The 23,770-nt window shown below is 43.0% G+C and carries 21 protein-coding genes; 13 read left to right on the top strand and 8 right to left on the bottom strand.

All coding sequences use genetic code 11. The features are described 5' to 3' along the window. The first annotated feature begins 83 nt into the window (after positions 1 to 83). On the top strand, positions 84 to 1,193 hold the full coding sequence (locus AC2CZC_RS21190; protein WP_484583316.1) for a serine hydrolase domain-containing protein: 1,110 nt from the start codon (positions 84 to 86) through the stop codon (positions 1,191 to 1,193). 223 nt (positions 1,194 to 1,416) lie between these two features. Here AC2CZC_RS21190 and AC2CZC_RS21185 read toward each other — a convergent pair whose 3' ends face one another. Next, positions 1,417 to 1,713, bottom strand: coding sequence for an EscU/YscU/HrcU family type III secretion system export apparatus switch protein (locus tag AC2CZC_RS21185; protein ID WP_484583315.1), 297 nt, complete (start codon positions 1,711 to 1,713; stop codon positions 1,417 to 1,419). Between the two features lie 2 nt (positions 1,714 to 1,715). Next, positions 1,716 to 4,268 carry a flagellar hook-length control protein FliK gene (gene fliK, locus AC2CZC_RS21180; RefSeq protein ID WP_484583314.1) on the bottom strand — a complete coding sequence of 851 codons (2,553 nt, stop codon included), beginning with the start codon at positions 4,266 to 4,268 and terminating at the stop codon, positions 1,716 to 1,718. A gap of 105 nt (positions 4,269 to 4,373) precedes the next feature. On the opposite strand from fliK, the gene ccmA reads away from it, so the two are divergent. Genes ccmA through AC2CZC_RS21130 form a run of 10 tightly spaced genes read left to right on the top strand, consistent with a single transcriptional unit; the run spans position 4,374 to position 12,112 of the window. Then, the gene (gene ccmA / locus AC2CZC_RS21175; protein WP_081216527.1) at positions 4,374 to 4,997 is read left to right on the top strand and encodes a cytochrome c biogenesis heme-transporting ATPase CcmA; all 624 of its coding nucleotides are present in this window, start codon (positions 4,374 to 4,376) and stop codon (positions 4,995 to 4,997) included. Beyond that, complete coding sequence (gene ccmB / locus AC2CZC_RS21170) at positions 4,997 to 5,683, top strand: heme exporter protein CcmB (RefSeq protein ID WP_484583313.1); 687 nt, start codon at positions 4,997 to 4,999, stop codon at positions 5,681 to 5,683. Before ccmA ends, ccmB begins: the two co-directional genes overlap by 1 nt. Position 5,684: 1 nt before the next feature. Continuing rightward, on the top strand, positions 5,685 to 6,422 hold the full coding sequence (locus AC2CZC_RS21165) for a heme ABC transporter permease (RefSeq protein WP_063362907.1): 738 nt from the start codon (positions 5,685 to 5,687) through the stop codon (positions 6,420 to 6,422). Positions 6,423 to 6,424: 2 nt separating this feature from the next. Continuing rightward, positions 6,425 to 6,631: a heme exporter protein CcmD gene (ccmD, locus tag AC2CZC_RS21160; RefSeq protein ID WP_484583312.1), complete on the top strand. Its 207-nt coding sequence runs from the start codon at positions 6,425 to 6,427 to the stop codon at positions 6,629 to 6,631. Next, a complete protein-coding gene (gene ccmE / locus AC2CZC_RS21155) occupies positions 6,628 to 7,107 on the top strand; it encodes a cytochrome c maturation protein CcmE (protein ID WP_063362909.1) in 480 nt (159 codons plus the stop codon). The genes ccmD and ccmE overlap by 4 nt, the downstream gene beginning before the upstream one ends. Before the next feature lies 1 nt (position 7,108). Then, the gene (locus AC2CZC_RS21150; protein WP_484583311.1) at positions 7,109 to 9,061 is read left to right on the top strand and encodes a heme lyase CcmF/NrfE family subunit; all 1,953 of its coding nucleotides are present in this window, start codon (positions 7,109 to 7,111) and stop codon (positions 9,059 to 9,061) included. A gap of 2 nt (positions 9,062 to 9,063) precedes the next feature. Beyond that, positions 9,064 to 9,636 carry a DsbE family thiol:disulfide interchange protein gene (locus AC2CZC_RS21145; RefSeq protein WP_063362911.1) on the top strand — a complete coding sequence of 191 codons (573 nt, stop codon included), beginning with the start codon at positions 9,064 to 9,066 and terminating at the stop codon, positions 9,634 to 9,636. Continuing rightward, positions 9,633 to 10,109: a cytochrome c-type biogenesis protein gene (locus tag AC2CZC_RS21140; protein WP_484583310.1), complete on the top strand. Its 477-nt coding sequence runs from the start codon at positions 9,633 to 9,635 to the stop codon at positions 10,107 to 10,109. Before AC2CZC_RS21145 ends, AC2CZC_RS21140 begins: the two co-directional genes overlap by 4 nt. Beyond that, positions 10,106 to 11,380: a c-type cytochrome biogenesis protein CcmI gene (gene ccmI, locus AC2CZC_RS21135; RefSeq protein ID WP_484583309.1), complete on the top strand. Its 1,275-nt coding sequence runs from the start codon at positions 10,106 to 10,108 to the stop codon at positions 11,378 to 11,380. The genes AC2CZC_RS21140 and ccmI overlap by 4 nt, the downstream gene beginning before the upstream one ends. Then, positions 11,381 to 12,112: an MlaA family lipoprotein gene (locus tag AC2CZC_RS21130; protein WP_484583308.1), complete on the top strand. Its 732-nt coding sequence runs from the start codon at positions 11,381 to 11,383 to the stop codon at positions 12,110 to 12,112. Between the two features lie 46 nt (positions 12,113 to 12,158). Here AC2CZC_RS21130 and AC2CZC_RS21125 read toward each other — a convergent pair whose 3' ends face one another. Together AC2CZC_RS21125 and AC2CZC_RS21120 are read right to left on the bottom strand one after the other, a co-directional pair. Then, the gene (locus AC2CZC_RS21125; protein WP_484583307.1) at positions 12,159 to 14,186 is read right to left on the bottom strand and encodes a TonB-dependent copper receptor; all 2,028 of its coding nucleotides are present in this window, start codon (positions 14,184 to 14,186) and stop codon (positions 12,159 to 12,161) included. Positions 14,187 to 14,412: 226 nt separating this feature from the next. Next, positions 14,413 to 15,636: an EAL and HDOD domain-containing protein gene (locus tag AC2CZC_RS21120; RefSeq protein WP_484583306.1), complete on the bottom strand. Its 1,224-nt coding sequence runs from the start codon at positions 15,634 to 15,636 to the stop codon at positions 14,413 to 14,415. Between the two features lie 274 nt (positions 15,637 to 15,910). Between AC2CZC_RS21120 and putP the strand changes: the two genes are divergently transcribed. Then, complete coding sequence (putP, locus tag AC2CZC_RS21115; RefSeq protein WP_484583305.1) at positions 15,911 to 17,404, top strand: sodium/proline symporter PutP; 1,494 nt, start codon at positions 15,911 to 15,913, stop codon at positions 17,402 to 17,404. 64 nt (positions 17,405 to 17,468) lie between these two features. Here putP and AC2CZC_RS21110 read toward each other — a convergent pair whose 3' ends face one another. From AC2CZC_RS21110 to map, 4 genes are all read right to left on the bottom strand, one after another. After that, positions 17,469 to 18,173 carry a hypothetical protein gene (locus AC2CZC_RS21110; protein WP_484583304.1) on the bottom strand — a complete coding sequence of 235 codons (705 nt, stop codon included), beginning with the start codon at positions 18,171 to 18,173 and terminating at the stop codon, positions 17,469 to 17,471. A gap of 122 nt (positions 18,174 to 18,295) precedes the next feature. Then, positions 18,296 to 19,123, bottom strand: a complete 828-nt coding sequence (dapD, locus tag AC2CZC_RS21105) for a 2,3,4,5-tetrahydropyridine-2,6-dicarboxylate N-succinyltransferase (protein WP_063362918.1) — start codon at positions 19,121 to 19,123, stop codon at positions 18,296 to 18,298. A gap of 11 nt (positions 19,124 to 19,134) precedes the next feature. Next, on the bottom strand, positions 19,135 to 21,753 hold the full coding sequence (glnD, locus tag AC2CZC_RS21100) for a [protein-PII] uridylyltransferase (RefSeq protein ID WP_484583303.1): 2,619 nt from the start codon (positions 21,751 to 21,753) through the stop codon (positions 19,135 to 19,137). Positions 21,754 to 21,942: 189 nt separating this feature from the next. After that, entirely contained in the window at positions 21,943 to 22,731 is a 789-nt protein-coding gene (gene map / locus AC2CZC_RS21095) for a type I methionyl aminopeptidase (protein ID WP_484583302.1), read from the bottom strand. A 290-nt stretch (positions 22,732 to 23,021) separates the two neighbouring features. On the opposite strand from map, the gene rpsB reads away from it, so the two are divergent. Continuing rightward, on the top strand, positions 23,022 to 23,750 hold the full coding sequence (rpsB, locus tag AC2CZC_RS21090) for a 30S ribosomal protein S2 (protein ID WP_063362921.1): 729 nt from the start codon (positions 23,022 to 23,024) through the stop codon (positions 23,748 to 23,750). The last annotated feature ends 20 nt before the right edge of the window (positions 23,751 to 23,770 follow it).

Raw genomic sequence — 23,770 nt, 5'->3', positions numbered from 1 at the left:
CTAAACACGCTCGATTACTAGACAATAATTAGATAGTATACAATGAGTGAATAGTAGTAATTGAGTTTCACCAAGGAAAGTGAATGGTTTATCGATTAATTTGTTTTATTATTTTTTTGATGCTTGTGGGCTGTGCGCAAACTGATTTATCTTTGCAAGATAAGTTGATCCAGCAGGTTCATAATAATGCGTCACATCATGGTATACCGTCCCAAGCTGTATTAATTAGTAACAATGGTAATATAAAGTTTAACTATGCATTAGATACCTCTCAGCAAAAAGAGGATATAAAGTTAAACGAGCACAGCATCTTTCCAATTTTTTCTGTAAGTAAACTGTTCGCCAATGTGCTTGTGTATCAACTTGTAGAAAAAGAGCAAATTAAATTAAGTGATAGTATAGGCGAGTATGTTAAGTTACCAAGTCATTGGCAACACATACCTATCAACGCTTTATTGAATCATACATCAGGGCTGCCTGAGTACTTTGTAGTGTCTAACCAAGAAGTCGTGGCGCCAAGTAACCAAGATGGGGTGATAGAAAAGCTCGGGGCCCAGCAGCCTATCTTTGAATTAAATACTCAAATTCAGTATACGCAAACAAACTATATGCTACTCAAAGCGCTGTTAGAGTCTGTGACTGGGCAATCTTATGAATCATTAGTTAACACACGTATATTTAGCCCCTTAAAAATGTCTAACACCGCTTTTCATGTTGATGACCTCACTAAAGGGGTTGTGCGTTCATACCTGTCAAATGGAGGGGATAGTTTAAAACCCAATGACTATGTTTTTCCTCGCTATAGTAGTGTCCATACAGGCGCTTATTCGACGGCATACGATTTAAATCTTTTCTTGAGTAGCTTGATGGAAGGCAAATTGATCAATAAAACCCTGTTAGTTGATTTTTGGCGGCCGCAGAAGCTTAAAAACGGTATTACAAATTACTTTACCTTGGGGTGGAATACCGACGAAGTGGGGCGTTGGTCGACGGCAGGACATGATGGCGGCACATTGGTAAGAGTGTCTGTCTTATATCAAGAAAATAAAGACGACTATATGACATATATTTATCTAACAAATGGGAATTTAGATGGTATATGGAGTAGGCGGTTAATCAACTCTCTGCAACAGCATGCATTACCTGACTTTTATTCTAGAGCGGTGGCTTGGGCGAGTTATAACCTGCTCTAATAAAGTATCTATGCAAGCAGAATATAAATAAACGAGATTGAAATCATCAAGTCATCTTTTTTATATTAGCCAACTATTTTGCTTGCAATGAGAATAAGGAAAAAAGCACATTCATTCATGTTTGCAGTTTAAATGCTTACTTTATGATTTGAAGTGGCGTACAAAATATTGGTGCGCACCATGTGTCACAAGGCATTAATATCATTATTAATATTTCTGATTGTCAGGCTTTTATATTTAGCTTGCCCTGAAAATTTTCCCAACCTGGTGGAAATTTACCGCGTAGCACATAAGAAAAGGCAATTAACTCAGCGATGACATAATAGAGCTCTTCAGGGATCTCTTCATGTAAGTCTAGTTGCCCGAGCGTTTTCACCAGTGCAGGATCTTCGTGGATCATGATGTCTTTTTCTTTGGCCAAAGCGATGATCTCTTCAGCGAGTTCTCCAAATCCTTTACAGACAACTTCCGGTGATTTACCCGCTTCGTATAAAAGCCCAACTGCTGTTTTTTGTTCCATATTTATACCTTTATGTTGACGATAGCGTGCTTATCGTAGAACTGTTTGACTTGCACGGCATCTTCACGCAGTGCGATATTACCCACTTGCAGGCCATGGGCTGCAAGCTTGCTTCTCAAGGCGTCCAGATGTGGTTCGGCAAGCTGACATACGCTGGGGCTGTCACCAACAATTTCGCAATCTACGGCTTTGTCCATAAGCTCAGCTTGAACACTTAGCTGTCCCAGTGCTTCATAGTCAAAGTTTAGCCTGACAAACCATATTTGCTTTTCTGGCAACCCCGCTTTTGCCGGTTTTTTGTAGTTGCCTATTTGCAATTCACTTTGTCGGCACTCTGGTGGGGTTTTCATCGGCAAGAATAAGTTGATGAGCAGCTGACTCTCATTGTCAAACTTTTGACCAAGTGCTTGCGTTTGGTTGGTTGGTGACATGGCATTTTGGATAAAGCCGAGTTCCTCAACCAGATTTTGCTGTGCTGATAAATTCACAGCCTGAATAAACTGCTTGGGTTGTTGTAATTTATTTCCGGGAAATAAGGTTTCTACCATGCTTGCGATACGTTGTTCTTGTGACACATTTTTTGGCAGTTGAGCCTCATTTTGAGTACTGAGTTGTGTGCCTAGCAGTGTTACAAGCAATTTATCTAATGCTTGAGTAAAGCTCGTCATAGGCACACTGGTGTTCAGCGGCGTTGCGATACTAGGTAAACGACTGAACAAATCTTGGCTAACCATGTCTGGTGTTGCTTTTCTTTCGTCCATTAAGCGTGAAAACGCCTGGTGAACAAGCCGAGTGAGATCCACCGACTGGCCGCTTTTAAAGGTCATCTTTTCAGAGATTTTCTCGCTCAACAATGCGGGATCTTTGAGGTTTGGTGTTTGCGTTTCTGTTAATGCGGCTTCTCGCAAAGGTTTGCTAAGTATATGTGCCAGTGGCAGTGATGCAGGTACTGCATTTTGTGATTTTTGGGCGCCTCGCAGCGGGATCACATCAGTTAATTGTATTTGTGTCGCGAGTTTTGTGTGCGTCATGCTGAGTTGTTCTGCCGTAATTGGCCTGTTATTTTTTGGTAATGCTGCAGATAGGACTTGTTGGATCAGTTGCAAACGCATCTCAAATGGTACTTTTTCAGCGCTGCTTTGCGCACTTTGCAATGCATTTACAGGCGGCGTTGCTTGTGTTTTTGGCGTGCTCGCTGATTGCTTATTGTCACCTTGAAGAGCAAAGTTATTTGGCCTGCTGTTATCAGAGGTAATACTTTTAGCTTTTTGCTGCTCTGTCGCGTTTGCGTCATCAAAAGGGGGTTGTAGGGTTTGGTTTTTTGCACTAACAAGCCCTTGTTTGCTCATAGCGGATTGATTTTGTGAGTCCAGCCCAGAGAAATTTTGTTTAATACCTTCTGAGAGTGCCATTAACGCTACGCTGGCAGGGCGCAGTGCTGCTGATGTATAAAGTGGCTGGTGTAAATAGTTTTTGGCTGTAGCTGTAATAGATGGAATTTGCTGGACTGGGTGCTGATTAGCTCTATTTGCATCTTGCTGTGCAGCGCGATTAAAAAATGGTGTTTGTGTAATGGCTTGCAAGGCCTGTTTTACGGTTTGCTTTATATCAGCCAAGGAGACGTTAAAAAGCGGTTTGTCATATTTTAAAGTTTGCTCTTTGTATGACTGAGTCGCCTCCTTTAACTGAGTTTGAAATGCTTGAGTATCTAGCTTGGGTAAAATACTTTTAAGTGATGTAGCCAGTTTGATTTTAGTTGACTTAGTCGCGATTGCGACTTCAATCCCATTCGGTGCAGTGCTCAGCTTAGCACCATGCCATACCTGCTTTTGTAATTGCTTTAATTCAGTAGGTGTTGGTGTTTGAATTTGCGTAATGTCATGCTGATGTCGCCCCAGCTTTAGCGTGCCTTTATTTTGCGTCAGCTGTAAATAGTTAGATGTTTGTTGACTGAGCTGACTGACTAATTTTGCAATGGCCTTTTTGGCAACCGGCATTTGATGCAGTTTGTCGCCAAACATATTAAATACTTGCATCAAGACTTTATCACTTTGGGCGCTTAGGCTGGCTACCAATTTAGATTCTTGCTGCAATAAGTTGCCTATGCTGGGCGGTATTGGCACGTTTACCCCAAGTTTAGGTAAAGCGAGTTGTGAATGAGGTGTTTGTTTTATTTGTGCGTCGGTTTGAATGGCACTGTGATCGCCAAATCCTTTTAAAACGCCAAGTAAACTGAGCAGTGATTGTGCTGATTTTAACGATAATTTCGCTTCAGGTGTCACAAGGGTAAGCACAGTGCCAGTGGTATCTAATTTTAATTGTGCTTCCGGTAATTTCAAAACCTGCTCTATGTTTGCTTCGCTACTTAAGCGTACCGGTTGCCAACGGCCTTCTAGCGCAACTTCCATTTGAATCGAGTCGGGCTTAATGACAATGTTGCGTGCCAAAAACGTCTTATCAGCTTCTAGTTGCGGCTGATTGTTGCTACCTTGTGAAGATATTGTTGTTGGTGACACATTTGCCGGATGTTGTACAGGAATTGTTTGCTTATTCATTATTCTAAATCAAATTTTCGGTAATCGGTCACAAGGTATTATTCGTATTACAATATCACTATGATAGACTTACGCCCACATTTAGGGTCGTGAGAATAACAAATTTTGCTAGAGATTAAGGCTTTAACTTGTATCAAACAAGACCGTTGTTTGTTCGAATCACTTAACTTTTCATTGTTATCTGGTCAAATCATGCAAATAGAAGGCCCAAATGGTGCAGGAAAAACATCGTTGCTGAGAATAATAGCCGGTTTTTCTCAGCCAGATGAAGGTAGTGTTCTGTTTCATAAGAAAAATATTAATGAAGACTACGATGACTTCGCTCAGTCCTTGCTGTTTATTGGACATAAAACAGGTGTTAATCAGCAGCTCACAGCTTATGAAAATGTCATGCATTGGCTCACTGTTCACGGCTATAAAAGCGCACAAACGGAAATATATGACCTCCTTGGCAAGCTAGGTCTTGTCGGCTTAGAAGATGTCCCCGTCAGAACCTTATCCGCAGGTCAGCAACGCCGCGTAGCTTTGGTGCGTTTGTGGCTTAATGATGCCAAACTTTGGATCTTAGATGAGCCCTTTACTGCCTTAGATAAAAAAGGTGTTGCTATGTTACAGGCGCAATTTCAACAGCATTTGGATAGTGGTGGCGCTATTTTGTTAACAACTCACCAAGATCTCACCAACTCGTTTAGCTCTTTGCAAACCTTGGTTTTGGAGTATCGCCACTGATGCAAGTAAGCAATTCATATTGGACGCTATTTTGCTCCGTTTATAAAAAAGATGTCACACTGGCTTTTCGCCAACGGGCTGAAATCGTTAATCCGCTCCTGTTTTTCTTGATTGTCATTACTTTATTTCCCCTAGCGATTGGTCCTGAACCTGGCTTATTAGCGAGAATGGCACCGGGGATTATTTGGGTCGCAGCGCTTTTATCAACTATGTTAGGGTTAGATAAGATTTTTCGTGATGATTACATGGATGGCTCATTAGAGCAGCTGATTGCTTCCCCTTATCCATTGCCACTGGCTGTATTAGCGAAAGTCGCGGCACATTGGACAACGGCTGGACTCCCCATGGTGGTCATGGCGCCCGTGTTTTCTATGTTGATGAACTTAGAGTCGCAAGCGCTCAGTGCAACCATATTAACACTACTAATTGGCACCCCATTATTAAGCTTTATTGGTGCCATTGGAGCAGGCCTGACTGTTGGCTTGCAAAAGGGCGGTATTTTAATGAGTTTACTCGTTTTACCGCTATATATCCCAGTACTTATTTTTGCAACGTCCGCTATTGATACTAGCATCATGTCTTTAGCATATAGTGGGCAGCTTGCAATCCTTGGTGCGATGTTAGCCGTCGCTTTAGTCGCCGCACCAATTGCTATATCGTCAGCTTTAAGAGTGAGTGTAAGTTAAAATGTGGAAGTGGTTACATCCTTATGCCAAAGCGGAGCGTGCTTACCAATTGTGTAATACTTTGCTTCCGTACTTTGTTGTGGTGTCCGTGCTATGTATTGTGGTTGGATGGGTGTGGGGGCTTGCGTACGCCCCAGCAGACTACCAACAAAAGGATAGTTACCGGATCATCTTTATTCATGTGCCTTCGGCGATTTTGTCGATGGGGGCATACTCTTCTATGGCCATTGCTGCCATCATTGCATTGGTTTGGCAGCTACGAAATGCCGAGTTGGCTGTCATTGCAATTGCGCCAGTAGGGGCGGCGATGACTGCGATTGCGCTGATTACCGGATCTGCATGGGGCAAGCCAATGTGGGGCGCTTGGTGGGTGTGGGACGCAAGACTTACTTCAGAGCTCATCTTATTATTTTTGTATCTTGGTGTGCTCTCGCTATTCCATGCTTTTGAAGATAAAAAAGCAGGCGGTAAAGCAGCATGTATTTTAGCGATTGTAGGGGTGGTCAATCTACCGATTATTCATTTTTCTGTAGAGTGGTGGAATACGCTTCATCAAGGAGGCGCTATCACTAAATTTGATACATCAGCAATTGATCCGTCGATGCTTTGGCCCTTATTGATTAATATTTTAGGGTTTGCAGCACTGGTCGGTATGCTTACTTTGATCCGTCTTAAAAATGAAATTATACAGGTCGAAAAACATCGTCCTTGGGTCCGTCAATTAGTTAGCCGAGGTTGATTATGCAGTTTGAATCATTTAGCGACTTTATCGCCATGGGCGGTTATGGATTTTATGTATGGCTCTCTTTTGGTAGCTGCGCGGTCATCATATTGGGCTTGTTATTCGGCTCGCTGTACGAAGGTAAACAACTCAAGCAACAAGTAAAGTCACAAATGGCCAGAGAAGAACGCATTAAAAAGGCCAAAGAAGTGGAGGCACAGGTATGAACCCAAGACGTAAAAAGCGTTTGTTTACTGTCCTTGCCGTGATTTTCGGTATTGGTTCAGCGGTTGGTTTGACTTTGTATGCGTTGCAAGAAAATATCAACTTATTCTACACACCGAGCGAGTTAGTGAACGGTAAAGGGCCTGAGTTAGAGAAACCAACGATTGGCCAAAAGCTGCGTATAGGCGGTATGGTTGTGCCTGGTTCAGTGGTGCGTGATGAAACCTCATTAGATGTTGAATTTAAACTCATAGATACAGGGCCACTTGTGACTATTCGCTATCAAGGTATTTTGCCTGATTTGTTTCGAGAAGGGCAGGGGATTGTTGCTCAGGGGACTTTGATTGAACCTGATGTGATAGAAGCTTTTGAAGTTTTAGCAAAGCACGACGAAGAATATATGCCTTCTGAAGTGGCAGAGGCAGTAAAAGGGATCAAGCACGAAAAACCTAAATATAATTTAAATAGCGAGAACTAGTATGATCCCAGAAATAGGATATTTTGCGCTAGTTTTAGCTATGGCACTGAGCCTGCTTCTTTGTATTTTCCCGCTTTGGGGTGCATATACGGGCAACTTAAGGTTGATGCGTGCAGCCCCATCTTTAGCACTCGGGCAATGTTTATTTGTATTGTTTTCTTTTGGCATTCTTATTTATATCACGTTGACGGATGATTTTACCGTTGCGTACGTGGCACACCATTCAAGTAGCACCTTACCTTGGTACTACAAGGTGACCTCAACGTGGGGCGGACATGAAGGTGCGATTTTACTCTGGTTAGTCATGCAATCTAGCTGGACGGCACTGGTTGCATTAATGTCAAAATCACTGCCTTGGGTGCTCAGAGCACGTGTACTTGGCGTACTGGGTTTCCTTGGTGTTGGTTTTATGTTGTATACCTTGTGGATGTCGAGCCCATTTGAGCGTCTGTTACCCTACTTTCCTGTTGAAGGACGTGATTTAAATCCGTTGTTACAAGATCCTGGTATGATCATACATCCACCACTGTTGTATATGGGCTATGTGGGTTTGTCTGTGTCATTTTCATTTGCCATTGCCGCATTATTAACTGGCAAACTAGATAATACTTGGGCGAAATGGTCTCGACCATGGACCATGGTTGCTTGGGCATTTTTAACTTTGGGGATCACCATAGGCAGTTGGTGGGCTTATGCCGAACTTGGCTGGGGAGGCTGGTGGTTCTGGGATCCCGTTGAAAACGCCTCGTTGATGCCTTGGTTAGTTGCCACAGCCTTGCTGCATTCGTTGGCAGTGACTGAAAAACGCGGGGTATTTAAATCGTGGACCGTATTGCTGGCTATTGCCGCGTTCAGTTTATGTCTGTTGGGCACCTTCATTGTTCGCTCCGGCATTATCGTTTCTGTACATGCGTTTGCCACAGATCCTGATAGAGGCTTGTACATATTATCTTTCTTAGCTGTGGTTGTGGGCGGCAGTTTGGCCTTGTATGCCGCTCGAGTTTCTCAAGTCCATAGTGAAGGTCGTTATCGATTTGCTTCTCGAGAAGTGGCCTTGTGGCTCAATAATATTTTCTTAGTGGTTGCGACCTTAATTGTATTGTTAGGGACTTTACTGCCGATGATCCACAAAGAATTAGGCCTTGGTTCAATTTCAATTGGGGTACCTTTCTTTAATCAGATGTTTGCTATTTTAATCGTACCATTTGCATTGTTGTTAGGGATTGCCCCAATGTTGCGCTGGAAGCAAAACAAACTGTCTCCGTTGGCAAAAAAATGGTTGGTCAATGTTGCGCTTAGCCTTGTGGCGACGGCTGCATGGTTGTTCTCTAGTTATGAGCAAGTCTCTGCGCTGACTTTTATGGCGACGGCACTGGCAGTTTGGATTGTGTTTTCATCCATCGCTGATTTATTGCAAAAAGTGTCATTGCAGACATCTATTTCAGAAGGTTTCAAACGACTTGGTTTGAGCTACTGGGCCATGGTACTGGGTCATGTGGGACTTGCTTTTGTGATTGCCAGTGTGACTTTGACTTCTGCTTATTCGGTAGAACGTGCGGTTGCTATGAAGCCTGGAGATATTGCGACCTTAAATGAGTACCAATATCGCTTTGATGGCGTCAAAGAGATCCGAGGACCAAACTACAGCGGCCATGCTGGGGTCGTAACTGTGCTTAAAAACGATGAGTTGGTAACAGAGCTTTATGCCGAAAAGCGGTTATACGATATTGGCATGCAATTTATGACAGAGGCCGCCATCGATGATGGATTCTTCCGTGATTTGTATCTGGCTTTGGGTGAGCAAATGAGCCAAGGAGCTTGGTCACTGCGGATTTATCATAAGCCGTACGTTCGCTGGATGTGGCTTGGCGGGATTTTGATTTCCTTGGCAGGTTTCGTCGTGCTGGCAGATAAACGCTATCGTCGTCGTGTGAAAAAAGAGGCTCAAGTTTAATTATGAATCGAAAAATACTGGGCTTTTTGCCGTTCTTAATTTTTGTTTTGCTGTGCGTATTTTTATATCAAGGTTTGTTTGGTAACCCTAGAGAGTTACAAACCGGTCGATTAGGGCAAACTATGCCGAGCTTTAATTTGCCTGATTTAATGGATGAAAATAAGCGCTGGACAGAAAAAGAGTTACTGGGTGAAGTATATTTGATGAATGTGTGGGGGACTTGGTGCCCTACATGTATTGCTGAGCTGGGGTATTTAACTAAGTTGCGTGAGCAGGGCGTTAAAATAGTGGGCTTGTATTATGAGCAGGCCTATGACCCAGATTTTGGTGACCATTTCGATATCAACGCACTCAGAGAAGAAGTCGATACCATGTTAAGCCGAGCGGGTAACCCTTATCAGTTTAATATTTTGGACTTAGAGCGCAGTCTTGCGCTGGATCTTGGGGTATCGGGTGCACCTGAGACTTTTTTGGTTGATAAGGAAGGTACAATTTTGCTGCATCACACTGGAGATATTAACCAGCGAGTATGGCGAAATAAGTTCTTACCTGCCCTTGAGGAGTTGCAACCATGAAGATCAGACATGTGATGCTGTTGGTGATGATATTGTTGTTAAGTGCCACAGGTGCCAATGCTGCTGAAGATAAGTATGAATTTAAAAATGCTGAGCGAGCACAAACATTTAAAGAGCTGACATTAGAACTTCGCTGTCCAAAGTGTCAGAACCAAAATATTGCCGACTCAGATGCGGTTGTTGCAAAAGACTTACGTGATAAGGTTGTGGCTCTAGTACAAGAGGGGAACTCTAAGCAAGAAGTTATTGATTACATGATTGATAGGTACGGGTATTTTGTGCACTACCAGCCGCCAGTGACGCCTGCGACTATCATTTTGTGGGTGCTGCCAGTGGTTATCGTTGTGTTAGGTTTTGGTTTTATCGTGTTTAGACAAAAGAAAGCATCAAAAAAGCAGCAGTGGAGCGCAGCAGATGATGAAAGACTCGAACAGTTGATTGCACAGTATCAGCGTAAGGAGCGCCAGCAATGATAGAGTTGACTCAAATGTGGGGTGTTTTTGCGTTGCTGGCAATCTTGAGTTGCCTATTTGTGGTGATGCCTTTTCTTCGAAAAGAAAAAGTGGTGTCAGTTGATCATGATGCCAATGCACAACGTATTGAAATATATCATCAAAGGTTAGATGAATTAAAAAGCGAATTAGAAAATCAGCGCATCGGTCAAAATGACTTTGAAGAGTCCGTCATTGAGTTAAAAAGACGGCTGTTAAATGAGTTGTCTCCAGAGCAAACACTGGACACGCGTGGCAATAATCTCGTGCTTGGTGCTACAGGTATTGCGTTTACTGTGGTTGTCAGCAGTGTTTTTTACTATTTCACAGGTAGCCATCAGCAAATCGCCAATTGGCAAAAAGCGGTGGAAAAGCTACCTGAATATGGTGAAAGGGCAGTACTGCAAACCGGCGAGCCTTTATCGGCTAACGAATTACAAGCATTTGCACTGGGGTTGCGAACTAAACTAGCCAACAGTGGTGATGATGCCGTTGCTTGGATGTTGTTAGGACGTGTCGCCATGTCATTAAACGATTATGAAATGGCGATGCAAGCGTTTGATAAAGCATTGATCATGCAGCCTGATAATCACAATGTGTTGGTTAATTACAGCCAAGCGCTATTAATTGAAGGTTCCGAGCCAAGTATTAATCGAGCTGCACGAATGTTATCTCGTGTACTTAGGGCTGAGCCACAAAACATTGATGCAATTTCTTTGTTGGCATTAATTGCGTATGAGCGAGAGGATTGGCTTGAAGCGAAATCTGCATTTGAGGTTTTACTGTCAACTGTACAACCTAATGATCCACGTTACGCCATGATCAAACAGCGTATTGATGAGATCGCAGAAAAGCTCGGAGAAACCGAGGCTGTGCATTCAGGAGCTGGGCCTCAGTTGAGTGTGCAGGTGCGCATTGATGATAAGTTAGTGAGTCAATTACCAAACAATGCAACCTTGTTTGTGTTCGCAAAAGCAGCAAACGGACCGAGAATGCCACTTGCAGTGCAAAAACTTACAGTTTTTAACTTGCCTTTAGTTGTCACTTTGAATGATAGTATGGCAATGTTGCCAGATCTGAAGTTATCGAACTTTAATGAAGTTGTGATAACGGCGCGTATTTCTGTTGATGACTCGGTGATGACGCAAGTGGGTGAGCTTGAAGGCACCTCCGACGTGATCACGATAAATAACGATATGCGCCAACAGGTTAATGTCATTATAAGTCGTGTTATAACCAGCACAGGAAGCTAAATGTATAAAAAATTTGTCGGTGCAGCGCTTGCGTTAATGCTTGTAGGCTGCGCACAGGTCCCTGAGGTAAAAGAAGACCCTCGCGATCCCTTGCAATCAATGAATAGACCCATCTATGACTTTAATATGGATGTGCTTGACGCTTATATTTTGCGTCCAGCAGCGAAGGGATATGTGGCTATCACGCCAGCACCCGTGCGCAGTGGTATTGTTAACTTTACCACCAATATTGCGGCGCCAACGGATGCAATAAACTCAGCATTACAGGGTAAGCCTGGAGATGCAGGGATTAATGTTGCACGTTTTTTAATTAACTCAACCGTGGGTATTCTCGGCTTTTTTGATGTTGCAAGAGAGCTGGGCCTTGAGCACAAAGACGAAGACTTTGGTCAGACACTCGGTGTTTGGGGCGTAGGAGATGGTGCATATTTAATGTTGCCAGCCATGGGACCATCAACGGTGAGAAATATCACAGGTGATCTCGTTGATAATATCGTGCTGCCAGAGATTGCACTGACGACGCCACAAACTTTGATTGTATTTGCACTGCGAGCCGTTGAAGCTCGTGCATCATTGATGTCGCAAGAAAAGCTACTTAACGAAGCGTTAGACCCGTACATGTTTTTAAAGGATATCTACTTTCAAAGGCAGCTTTTTGAACTGCATGATGGCAATCCGCCAATGGAAGAAGAACCAGAAGATTTTGATGATGATTTCTTAGAAAATCTTTAATTAAAAAGCCAGCATATGCTGGCTTTTTTACTTTTATATGAGTGGCCTAAAACTTCCAGTTCATATTTAGCCACACCGTTCGACCAGCTTCATTTACTTTACTAGTTTGTGAGTATCCGCTTACCATTGTGCCAGAGCGGCTTAAATGCTCTGCGTAGGTTTGATCGAATACATTGTCAAGACCCAAGTTAAAGACCAAATCATCTGATTGTGAATAAGACGTGTTGAGCGCCAATGTGCCAAAGCCGTCGCTTTGAGATATGTCTTGGCCAGCAATATTACCTTGGCCTATCGCGACTCGATGTTGACCTTGGACTACGCGCCATAAACCGCCAAATTGCCATTTTTCTTTGGTATAGCTAAGCGCAAAGCGAAGCTGCAAAGGAGGTTGTTGGGCAAGGGCTATATTGTCAGTACGATTTTCGCCTTTGACATAGTTTATGCTCGCTGTTGCCATGAGGTTTTTATTGATGTTGTAACGGCTCTCTGCCTCGAAACCATAGGTTTGTGCATCAATATTGCGAGTCACTTTACTGGCCATGCCCATTTTTTCATACAGGTTATCAGTAAGGAGGTAATTATCGATACGGTTGAAAAATACAGAGACTGAATTAGTAAAAGCACTCGACTGACCAAGCCAACCTATATCTAACTGATTTGTTGTTTCATGGTCTACGAGAAATGCACTTGGACTATCAACAGCACCACGGCCGCCGCCCATTACTTCCCAGTAATCAGGGAACCGCTCTGTGCGTCCAACACCAATATAATAACTGCTGTTTTCTGTTTGCGCTTGATAACGTGTAAAACCGCTGATTAGGGTATCATCGCGTGTAACATCTGCTGTTGGGTTAGGTACAACTTTCATCATCACAGTGCGAGTTTGGCGTCTATCTGTGGCTTGCCAATCGTCAACTCTTAAGCCACTAACCCACTGGCTGTTTTGACTTAGGCTATATTCAACTTCGGCAAATAAACCGGTTTGCTCGAATTCTGCTGTCTCTTGACGAGTCAATGATTCGACGGGGGTATTTTCGAGATCGCGGCCAATTCGAATACGGTGGCGGTTTTGCTGATGATCTAATCCGTAAGCCAGAGCAGTTTTGTCATTGAGCTCTGAATTGAGTAAGACTTTACCACCAAAAGTTCTTCTGTCAGGGTTAGAGGACACAGGCGTTTTCATCATCATATTTGGCATAAATTGGCGCAAACTGTGATTGTCCATGATGTGATCTATGTTGTTGTAAAACACATTGGCTTCGATGCTCGTTACAAAACCGCTCAGCTCGCTTTTTGACATTTGCAAAGCCACTTGCGTTCTATCAAAGAGACTACCGTCCATCATTCTGTCGGCATACGCTACTTCACCATCACTGCGGCCAAGGCTTAAACTATATAAGCTTGTATCATCTGGCGTGTATGCAAATTGTGTATCCAAATTCCATTTTTCATATGCTGAATGAATACTGGTGCCGTCGCCATCTTGGTAATCGTCAGCTTCACTGTAACTGGCGGCAACTCTCGCGAAGTAATCTTGAGTGCCAGTTTTGATATCACTGTTTATAACGCGTTTTCCAAAGTCACCCAGTGTCGTGTTAACAAAACCTGTTGTGCCGCGCTCAAGCAGACGCTCTGATTCACGTTCAAAGACGACAGTTGCCGCACTATTACCTGGACCATATAAAACGGTTTGCGGTCCTTTAATGACGGTTAAAGTGTCATAAGTCTGCGGTGTAATGTAGGCAGTTGGCGGATCCATACGACCGCCACAGCCACCTAATGTGACGCCGCCATCGGTGATAATGTTAATACGAGAACCCGCCATGCCTCTGAAAACAGGGTCGCTACTTGCGCCACCTTTTTTGACCAGTGAAAAACCCGCAATGCTAGAGAGCAGATCTGCGCCATCTTGCGCAGGTAGAGGTTGCCTTGTGGCTTTGGGATCTGTTTTGATATCGAGTGGGCTATGCATTGGGGCAATGACTTCGATGTGTTCCATCGTTTGTTCAGATTGTGCTTGTCCTTGCCAAGCTATGGATGCGGTTATCGCGGTACAGATCAGACGCTTTTTCATGGATATCCTCAGAGTTGTATATCAACATAACTTTTTAGTAAGGCAGTTGATTTGATTGCCAATAGTTTATTCTGAGGCGTATTTTACTGATGTGGGAACAGGTTGGGATGTGACAAAATGTCGCACTCGGTTACAAAGCTTGGAAAAATTGATTCAGCTCAAAAATCTTGAGTTTCAAAGCGATGATGTAAGACATCACCGCTGATTGAAGTTGTGAAAACATGGGTTAAATGCCCATGGCTTCCACTTGTTGGTCGCACCACTGGAGAGCTTCGGAGTATAACTCGGGCAAAGACTGAGTTTGCAGGTTTAACTGTTCAGTCAATTGAGAAGCGTCAGACCAATTTGCTTTTTCGTATGCCATGACAAGGCTTAGGTATTGCGCAAGCATGCCTTCTCCTTGTAGTAAAGCGTCTTTAATATCGATGGTTAAAGGGAGCTTTTGCATCACACTGTCCATGGTTTCATCTAAGATGGCATCCATTAAGGACATCATACCGGTCAAAAACGCCATACCGGTATCGCGTATTTGGTTGTGTTTGATTGCGAGCAGCTCACAAAATCTTGCCCGTGTTAGGGAAAGTCGAATAAGCTCCATGGGCTTATCTGAGGCAACCTGAGAGGCGAATAATAAAGAGAGAAACTTCTTCAGTTCTTGATTACCGAGTACAACCAATGCTTGCTTGATTGTGGATATCTCAGCTCTGCGTTTGAAGGCGGCTGAATTTGAGTAACGCAGTAATTTGTAGCTTAGGTTTACATCACGCTCGAACACTTGTGTGATGCGTTTTAAATCGACATCGACACTGGATGTTTCGTATAAAAGCTCAGCCAATGCCATTTCAGAGGGCGGCAATGCTTTGGTTTGCACCATCTCTGGCTTGGCAAAGAAAAATCCTTGAAAAAGTGTAAAACCCAATTCAAGGGCGAGTTGATATTGTTCGTAAGTTTCTACTTTCTCAGCAACGAGCTCAATATGTTTATGTGGCGCTATGGCCTCTTTGAGCTCACGAATTTCATCAACACTGGTGACCAACATATCCACTTTGATTTGATCTATATAGGGATAAAAATGACGCCAAACTTTTTGATGCTTGTAGTCATCTAACACTAGCTTATAGCCTTTTTCTTTGAGATCTTGCACTGCGGCCAGTAGGCGCTTACCAGGCTGCACTGTTTCTAAAATCTCAACAATTAGTTGGTCGCGCCCCATCATGGTGGGGTAGCCTTTTATAATTGTTTCAAGTGTAAAGTTGATATATGCAGGCTTGGAGTCGGTCAGATCTTCTAAACCGAAGTTGAACTGGCTTCCCTCTATTAATTTTGATGTTGCCTCTACGTCATCAATATTAGGAAACACGTTATCTACGCCATCACGAAACAGCAGTTCATAGCCGACGACTTCTTTATTTATATTTAAAATAGGTTGCCTAGCGGCATAAAAATACATGGAACAAGACACCCAATCGTTACTTCATTTCACTTCAATATAAGGCAATATAAAGCGTATTTCATTATTAAATTTACACTTTCTTAGTATTTTGGTACTAAAGGGTAATATTTTAGAGTGTGAAATGTGCAATAACAGCTATTTGCGTAGACTTGCTTGGGGGTAAAGAGGAGGCGTGATATAGTGCGCCTTTGTTTTTGGCTTTTGTTCCAATATCAGTTAGGGAGTAAGTTTACTGTTATTCGGAGAGAAGCTCTTTTTAACGGAGGTCATTTTGGAAATTGGCACAATGATATCGCTGGCTTTGTATTTTGTTGCAATGTTAGCTATTGGCCTTTATGCCTATCGTAAATCTACCGATGATGTATCTGGATACATGTTAGGGGGTCGTAATCTACCACCTAGCGTTGCAGCGCTTTCAGCTGGTGCATCAGATATGAGTGGTTGGATCTTAATGGGATTGCCTGGCGCAATGTTTTTAACAGGGTTCAGCAGCACTTGGATTGCGGTGGGTTTGGTAATTGGTGCATTCTTAAACTATTTGCTTGTCGCACCAAGACTACGTGTCTACACCGAGGTCGCCAACGATGCGATCACGATTCCAGATTACTTTGCAAATCGCTTTGAAGACAACAGTAACGCACTGCGTATTGTTTCTGCCATTGTTATTATCGTGTTCTTCACTTTATACACCTCTTCTGGCGTTGTAGCTGGCGGCAAATTATTTGAAAACTCATTTGGTATGAGCTATGAAACGGGCTTGTATGTAACAACTGGTGTGGTTGTACTTTACACGCTGTTTGGCGGCTTCTTAGCTGTGAGCCTGACTGACTTTGTACAAGGTTGCATCATGTTTATTGCCCTTGTTTTAGTCCCTTTTGTGACCTTTAGCCTTTTGGAGCAGCCGTTAGTCACTACATTGAATGAGATAAACCAGTTAAACCCTGATGTTGATATGCTCACTTGGGTAGGGGCTGGTGGCGTGATTGGCATTATCTCGGCAATGTCTTGGGGTTTAGGTTATTTTGGTCAACCGCATATCATCGTGCGTTTTATGTCGGTACGCAGTGTTAAAGATATGCCGACAGCCAGAAATATTGGCATGAGCTGGATGATTGTAGCCACAGTTGGTGCTATCACAACAGGGTTGTTTGGTGCAGCCTATGCACATGAAAACAACATTGCTGTTAAAGATGCTGAGACTATTTTCCTTGTCTTGTCTGAACTATTGTTCCACCCATTGATTGCAGGCTTCTTACTGGCAGCTATTCTAGCGGCGATTATGAGCACGATTTCATCACAGCTATTGGTGAGCTCAAGTTCTTTAACTGAAGACTTTTACAAGGTATTTATCAAGCCGAATGCCACAGACAAAGAGCTAGTTATGGTAGGTCGTATCAGCGTAGCAGCCGTTTCTGTGTTAGCGATTTATCTTGCTCACGACAGAGAAAGCACAATCTTAAGCTTAGTGAGCAATGCGTGGGCAGGTTTTGGCGCTGCATTTGGGCCACTGGTACTGTTTAGCTTGTTTTGGAAGCGCATGAACTTCTCAGGTGCGCTTGCTGGCATGGTTGTGGGTGCAGTTACTGTGCTTGTATGGATCTATGCGCCATTCACAATTGCAGGTCAAAGCCCAAGTGGATACATTTATGAAATCGTACCTGGTTTCATTGCAGCATCCATTGCAATTGTGGCAGTGAGCTTAATGACGGCACCGCCTTCAAAAACGATAGAAGCTAAATTTGACGAAATGAATCGCGGCCTGTAAACAGGCAGTCGCGATACAAGTAAAAGGTGAGCTTAGGCTCACCTTTTTTGTTTTCTAAGTAAACTCAAAGTCGCGTGCCAAATTCATATACGCAATGCTGGCTCACGTGATGATTCTCAATCGGTTTTAGTCGTATTAATTCAATTTCACTGATTTGATCTTGAGTGACTAGTTGATGTATTTCAAAATAGCGGCTCCAGCTAATGCCTTTGTATGGTCTTAGCTCCATATATGGATATTGCACATAGTGCCAAGTACCTTTTAATAATCCTTTATTTTCTTCTGAAACATTCTCACCTGAGATCTCATAGGCCCCATTTTTATGGAGCTTGAGCTTATATTCGCTGTCACATGAGGCGGTTTTAAAATGCTGTGCTAAGTCTGCTTTAAGGAGCGGACTATTTTGTTTATCTTTTGGAAAGGGGTAAATTGCAATGGCGTTTTTGGTGTACCAGTGGTTACCTTCTTTTAGTGCTTGAATATCAGAGATCCTAAAACCATTTTTGTTGGCCGTTTGTTTGGCAGTTTCTACTGCATTTGGGTCTTGCAGCATGAGCGAATGAAGCATTGTATTTTGGGAAATGCTGGTTGGGAAATCGAGAGTATTGGTCTCGACGTTGAAACCATTTTCTTCTAATGCTTGTTTTAATTGAATACGAGATTCATCTGGGATGTATTTAGCGTAAATGTGAACGGTTGTTGTATTGGCACATCCAGCTAAAAATAAGGTGAATATGCAAAGAAGGTACTTGCGGAATATTGTTATCATTATGTCTTTCCATGTTTGGGTGTGTCGTTATTTTAATCACAGATTGACAGGGTTGAAAATAATGAATCGAACTTGAATTGAAAAGAAGCCGTGCAGCTAAGTTGCGCACGGCTCGGTATGAGTTAGTCTTGCACAGAGCGAAGTAGGGCATTAACACCGACTTTTTCGCGTGTTTGCTTGTCTACTTTTTTCACGATGATAGCGGCATAAAGACTGTGGGTGCCGTCTTTACTAGGTAGTGAACCTGGCACAACCACAGAACCAGCTGGCACACGACCATAGTGAATTTCACCAGTTTCTCTGTCATAAATACGTGTGCTTTGAGAAATATAAACACCCATTGAAATAACAGCGCCTTCTTCAACAATCACACCTTCTACGATTTCTGAACGCGCGCCGATAAAGCAGTTGTCTTCAATGATGGTAGGATTAGCTTGTAGAGGCTCTAAAACACCGCCAATGCCAACACCACCAGACAGGTGTACATTTTTACCAATTTGCGCACACGAGCCTACAGTAGCCCATGTATCAACCATAGTGCCATCATCAACATATGCACCAATGTTAACGTATGAAGGCATCAGTACAACGTTTTTACCAACAAAGCTGCCTTGACGAGCAACAGCATTTGGTACAACACGCATGCCGCCTTGTTGGAATTGCTCCGGCGTGTAATCGCTAAACTTCAGTGGTACTTTGTCGTAAAACTGGTTTACACCATCATTCATTGGTTGGTTGTCACGAATTCTAAAAGACAGTAATACCGCCTTTTTTAACCATTGGTGCACAACCCACTCACCACTGACTTTCTCAGCAACGCGTGCTGCGCCTTTATCAAGTAACTCTAGAGAGTCAATTATTGCGCTTTTAACTTCAGGTGCAACAGCAGATGGTGTAATGTTATCGCGGTTTTCCCACGCTTGTTCAATAATGCTTTTTAAATCCGACATAGTTTCCTCTTTTATTCAGATTCGGCGTTTAATTTTTTCATTAGTGAATGATGTAAAGCGGTTTTTTCATCTTCACTTAATGCTAAATAATGTTCGTTTGAGACTACGAAAAAGTCTTCTGCACGTTCCCCAACGGTTGTGATCCGTGCTGCGTGGATATGTAGATTATGAACCTGTAATACTTCCGCAATTTTGGTTAATAGGCCCTGAATATCCACGGCTTGAATTTCGACGAGGTTTCTATCGTCACGTGCATGTGGACGGACAATCACTTTTGGTTTGATATTAAAATCTTTAAATCGCTGTGAGCGGTTTTTCTTCAAGCGTATTTTTTTCTTCGGATCGATCAAGATGCTATCGAGTCCTCTACGCAAGGTCTTCGCTCGGCTCCCGCTAATGGCATCGCCGTTAACTTCTAAGATAACAAAACTAAATACCACATAGTCATCTTTGGTTGTCATGACCTGAGCATGCTGAATCTGTGCTTTTTTACTACCAATAACGGATACAAGTTTGGCAAACAAGCTTGCTTCATAGGGCGCGTATACAAATACTTGTGTACCACCGTGCATCGGCTTTTCTGATACAGCAACACCTGATTTTGTCTCATTTCCTAATGATAGTAGGTATTCACTCTGCCATGAGATCTGTTCTTCACTGAAGCCGGTAAAATAGTTCGGTTTAAAGCGTGCCCAAAGCTGTGCGACACTTTCTTCATCGAATCCGATTTCAATCAACCTTTCCATGGCTTGCGCTTTTTTATCACGGATCTGATCACGCATATCCATCGGGTGTTCAAGGCCCAACCTCAATGCGCGCTGCGCATGCAAATAGAGCTCACGTAATAAAGTGTTTTTCCAATCATTCCATAAGTTGTCATTGGTCGCACGGATATCTGCCACTGTTAAACAGTAGAGATAATCAAGTTGGCGTTCGTTTTTAACTTTTGAGGCAAATTCATTGATCACATCAGGGTCATTAATGTCTTTTCGCTGTGCCGTTACTGACATGAGTAAATGGTGCTCAACTAGCCAAGCTACAAGCTTGGCATCTGAAGGCGTTAGTTTATGCATGCTAGCAAATGCAGTGGCATCCACTGCGCCCAGCTCTGAGTGATCTCCGCCACGCCCTTTGGCAATATCGTGGAAAATTCCGGCCAGATACAATAACTCGGGTTTATCCATTCGTGTCACGATCTCTGCGCAGATAGGGAAATCTTTACTAAGCTGCTTGTCGCGATATTTGTGGATATTGTTAATTAGCTTATGAGTGTGTTCATCCACCGTATACGCGTGAAATAAGTCAAACTGCATTTGTCCGAATATACTTCGCCACTGCGGCAAATACGCTGCGATAATGCCATGTTTGTGCATCAGCGTGAATGCTCTACCCATGCCATTTGGATGCTTGAGCAAGCGCATAAATGCGTCACGACATGCGGCGTAGTCTTGAAGGTCACCCAATAAACGTCTGCGCACCTGTCTGACCGAACGTATGGTATTTGGATCAATATCTGTAATGTCAGTATTGTCAGCGATGTGCTCAAAAAGGACTAAAAGGTTTTCTCGTAAAAAGAACGCGGAGGGATCTTTTACTCGGATTTTATTACCGATGCGTTCAAAATGCGCATCTAAGGGGGTGACAACATGTGCATCATGATCTGGAAGTATACTTTGCTCAAAGTAGGCGAGCAGCATCTGGTTCATCTCTCGGACGCGACTCATGATCCTGAACAAACGCTTCATCATGCGCTCAACTGATGGTTTACCCTCAGAGCCAAACCCAAGCAATTCAGCAGCATGTGGTTGATAGTCAAATAGCAGACGGTTTTCACAACGTCCAGCCGCAAGGTGCAGTGCAAAGCGAATATTCCAGAGGTTTTCCAAGCACTCCATGAGCTCTTGGTATTCTTCATGAGTCAAATAACCATGACCAATTAGCTCTTCTAATGTTTCAGCATGGAAGTGCTTTTTAGCAACCCAAAAAATGGTTTGTAAGTCTCTTAATCCACCAGGGTTTTCTTTTATATTTGGTTCCAGATTGTAGGCAGTACCATGGCACTTTTTGCGTCTTAACTTTTGCTCTTTAACCTTAGCAATAAAGAAATCATCGGAGCGCCAAATCGGGGTTTTAACAATATGGCTTTTAAGTCTCTCGAATTCAACGAGATTACCGCAAATTAAGCGGCTTTCTAATAAACTTGTTGTGAAGTGAACATCTTTACGTTTTTGTTCAAGAACTTGCTCATGGGTACGGACACTATGACCGATGTCTAAGTTTAAATCCCACAAGTAGGTAACAAAGATCTCTAAGGCGCTGCGAAGCTCATCGCAGGGTTCCCCATCTGTTAGGAGCATAAAATCGATGTCAGAAAATGGGTGTAATTCACCACGTCCATATCCGCCGATACCAATGAGGGCCAATTGAGAAAATTCTGAGAGGCCGGTTTGAACAAATAGCTTTTTTAATAAGGTATCAATAAATTCAGAGCGTGCCTTGATCAGCAGTCTGACTGGTTGCTTGGAAAATTGATTATTGAGCCACTTGTAAAAGTAGGTCATACAGCCTTTGTAATCATCAAGTTGTTCGGCTTGGTCAAGCAACAACTTTACTTTATTTGGTAACGCCACGAGAGATCCTTGGAACACAAGATGAAATCAGTTTACTTGTATATTGGCATGACTTGAAGCGGCAAAGATGCGTTTTTTACGGGTTTTATAGGATTGATAGCTTAATTGGGTATTTTTTACCTAATACTGAACCAATTTGATTAAACCCAAGAGCGGCGCTGCTTGCAGTCACAAGCAGCGAATTTTGGTTTAAGCGTGTTCAATCACGCGGTCAATCGTGTCGTCTTTACGGTGTGTAAGGATTTCAACACCCTTGTCCGTGACCAGCAGTGTGTGTTCCCACTGTGCAGATAAGCTGCGATCTTTAGTGACAACAGTCCAGTCATCTTTGAGTAGTTTACATTGGCGTTTGCCTGCGTTAACCATTGGCTCAATAGTCAAGCACATACCTGCTTTTAATGTTTCACCAGTGCCAGGTTTGCCATAGTGCATAACTTGTGGTTCTTCGTGGAATTGTGCACCGATGCCGTGACCACAGTATTCACGTACGATTGAGTAATTGAAGCCTTCCGCAAACTTTTGAATAGCTGCGCCAATATCACCAAGACGCACACCCGGTTTCACCATCTTGATGGCAAGGTAAAGAGATTCTTGGGTGATTTCACTTAAGCGCTTGCCTTGTATGCTCGGTGTGCCGACGTAGAACATTTTTGATGTATCGCCATGGTAACCGTCTTTGATAACTGTCACGTCGATATTAACGATGTCACCTTCTTTGAGTGGTTTCTCATTCGGGATACCATGACAGATAACATGGTTAACAGATGTACAAATTGATTTTGGAAATCCATGATAATTGAGCGGCGCAGGGATGCAGCCTTGCACATCCACAATGTAATTGTGACAAATTGTATTTAATTCGTCTGTGGTAACCCCAGGCTTCACATACTCTTCGATCATTTCTAATACTTCAGCCGCTAACCTACCGGCAACACGCATTTTTTCGATTTCTTCAGGGGTTTTAATCACTGCACTCATTGAGACTCCAAGTCATATTTTTCACAAAGCAATGACGAGCAAATTTTGGCCTCATCATTGAGTTAATTTATTTTATATGGTATAAAGCGCGCCGTCTTTTTACAAATAAATCTTCTCGATTTGATCTTGATGGTTGTTTGTACTTAAGACACACAAAATTTAATTTTAACACACACACATATCGACACATACACTTGGGTGCATGTTTGTATCGACAAATGATACGCAATAAGCATGTTGGTGCTATGGGATATGTGGAGGCCTAACCCTACTAAATAGAGGAAAATACAATGGCAAACGTTTCAATGCGCGATATGCTTCAAGCTGGTGTTCACTTCGGTCACCAAGCACGTTACTGGAACCCTAAGATGAAGCCGTTCATCTTCGGTGCACGTAACCGCGTTCACATCATCAACCTAGAAAAGACAGTTCCACTTTTCAACGATGCACTTAAGTTTTTATCAAACGTTGCATCTAACAAAGGTAAAATCCTTTTCGTTGGTACTAAGCGCGCAGCTGGTGAAGCAGTTAAAGAAGCAGCTATCTCAAGTGAGCAGTTCTACGTAAATCACCGTTGGTTAGGTGGTATGTTGACTAACTGGAAAACAGTTCGTCAATCAATCAAGCGTCTTAAAGACCTTGAAGCACAAAGCCAAGACGGTACTTTCGAGAAGCTTACTAAGAAAGAAGCGCTAATGAAAACGCGTGAAATGGAAAAGCTTGAGAAGAGCCTTGGCGGTATCAAAGATATGGGCGGTCTACCTGACGCTATCTTCGTAATCGATGCTGACCACGAGCACATCGCAATCCGCGAAGCTAACAACCTAGGTATTCCAGTAGTATCTGTTGTTGATACTAACTCAAACCCAGATGGTGTTGATTTCATCATCCCAGGTAACGACGATGCGATCCGTGCAATCCAGCTTTACACTAACGCTGTTGCAACTGCTATCACTGAAGGTCGTGAAAGCAACATCGTTGCTCAAGCAGAAAACGACGATTTCGTAGAAGCTGAGTAATTAGCTGTCATCAAGTCTTC

This window comes from Pseudoalteromonas sp. MMG033 (assembly GCF_057197785.1).
The sequence above is the reverse complement of the archived record's forward strand: the minus strand, read 5'-3'. Positions and strand labels throughout refer to the sequence as shown.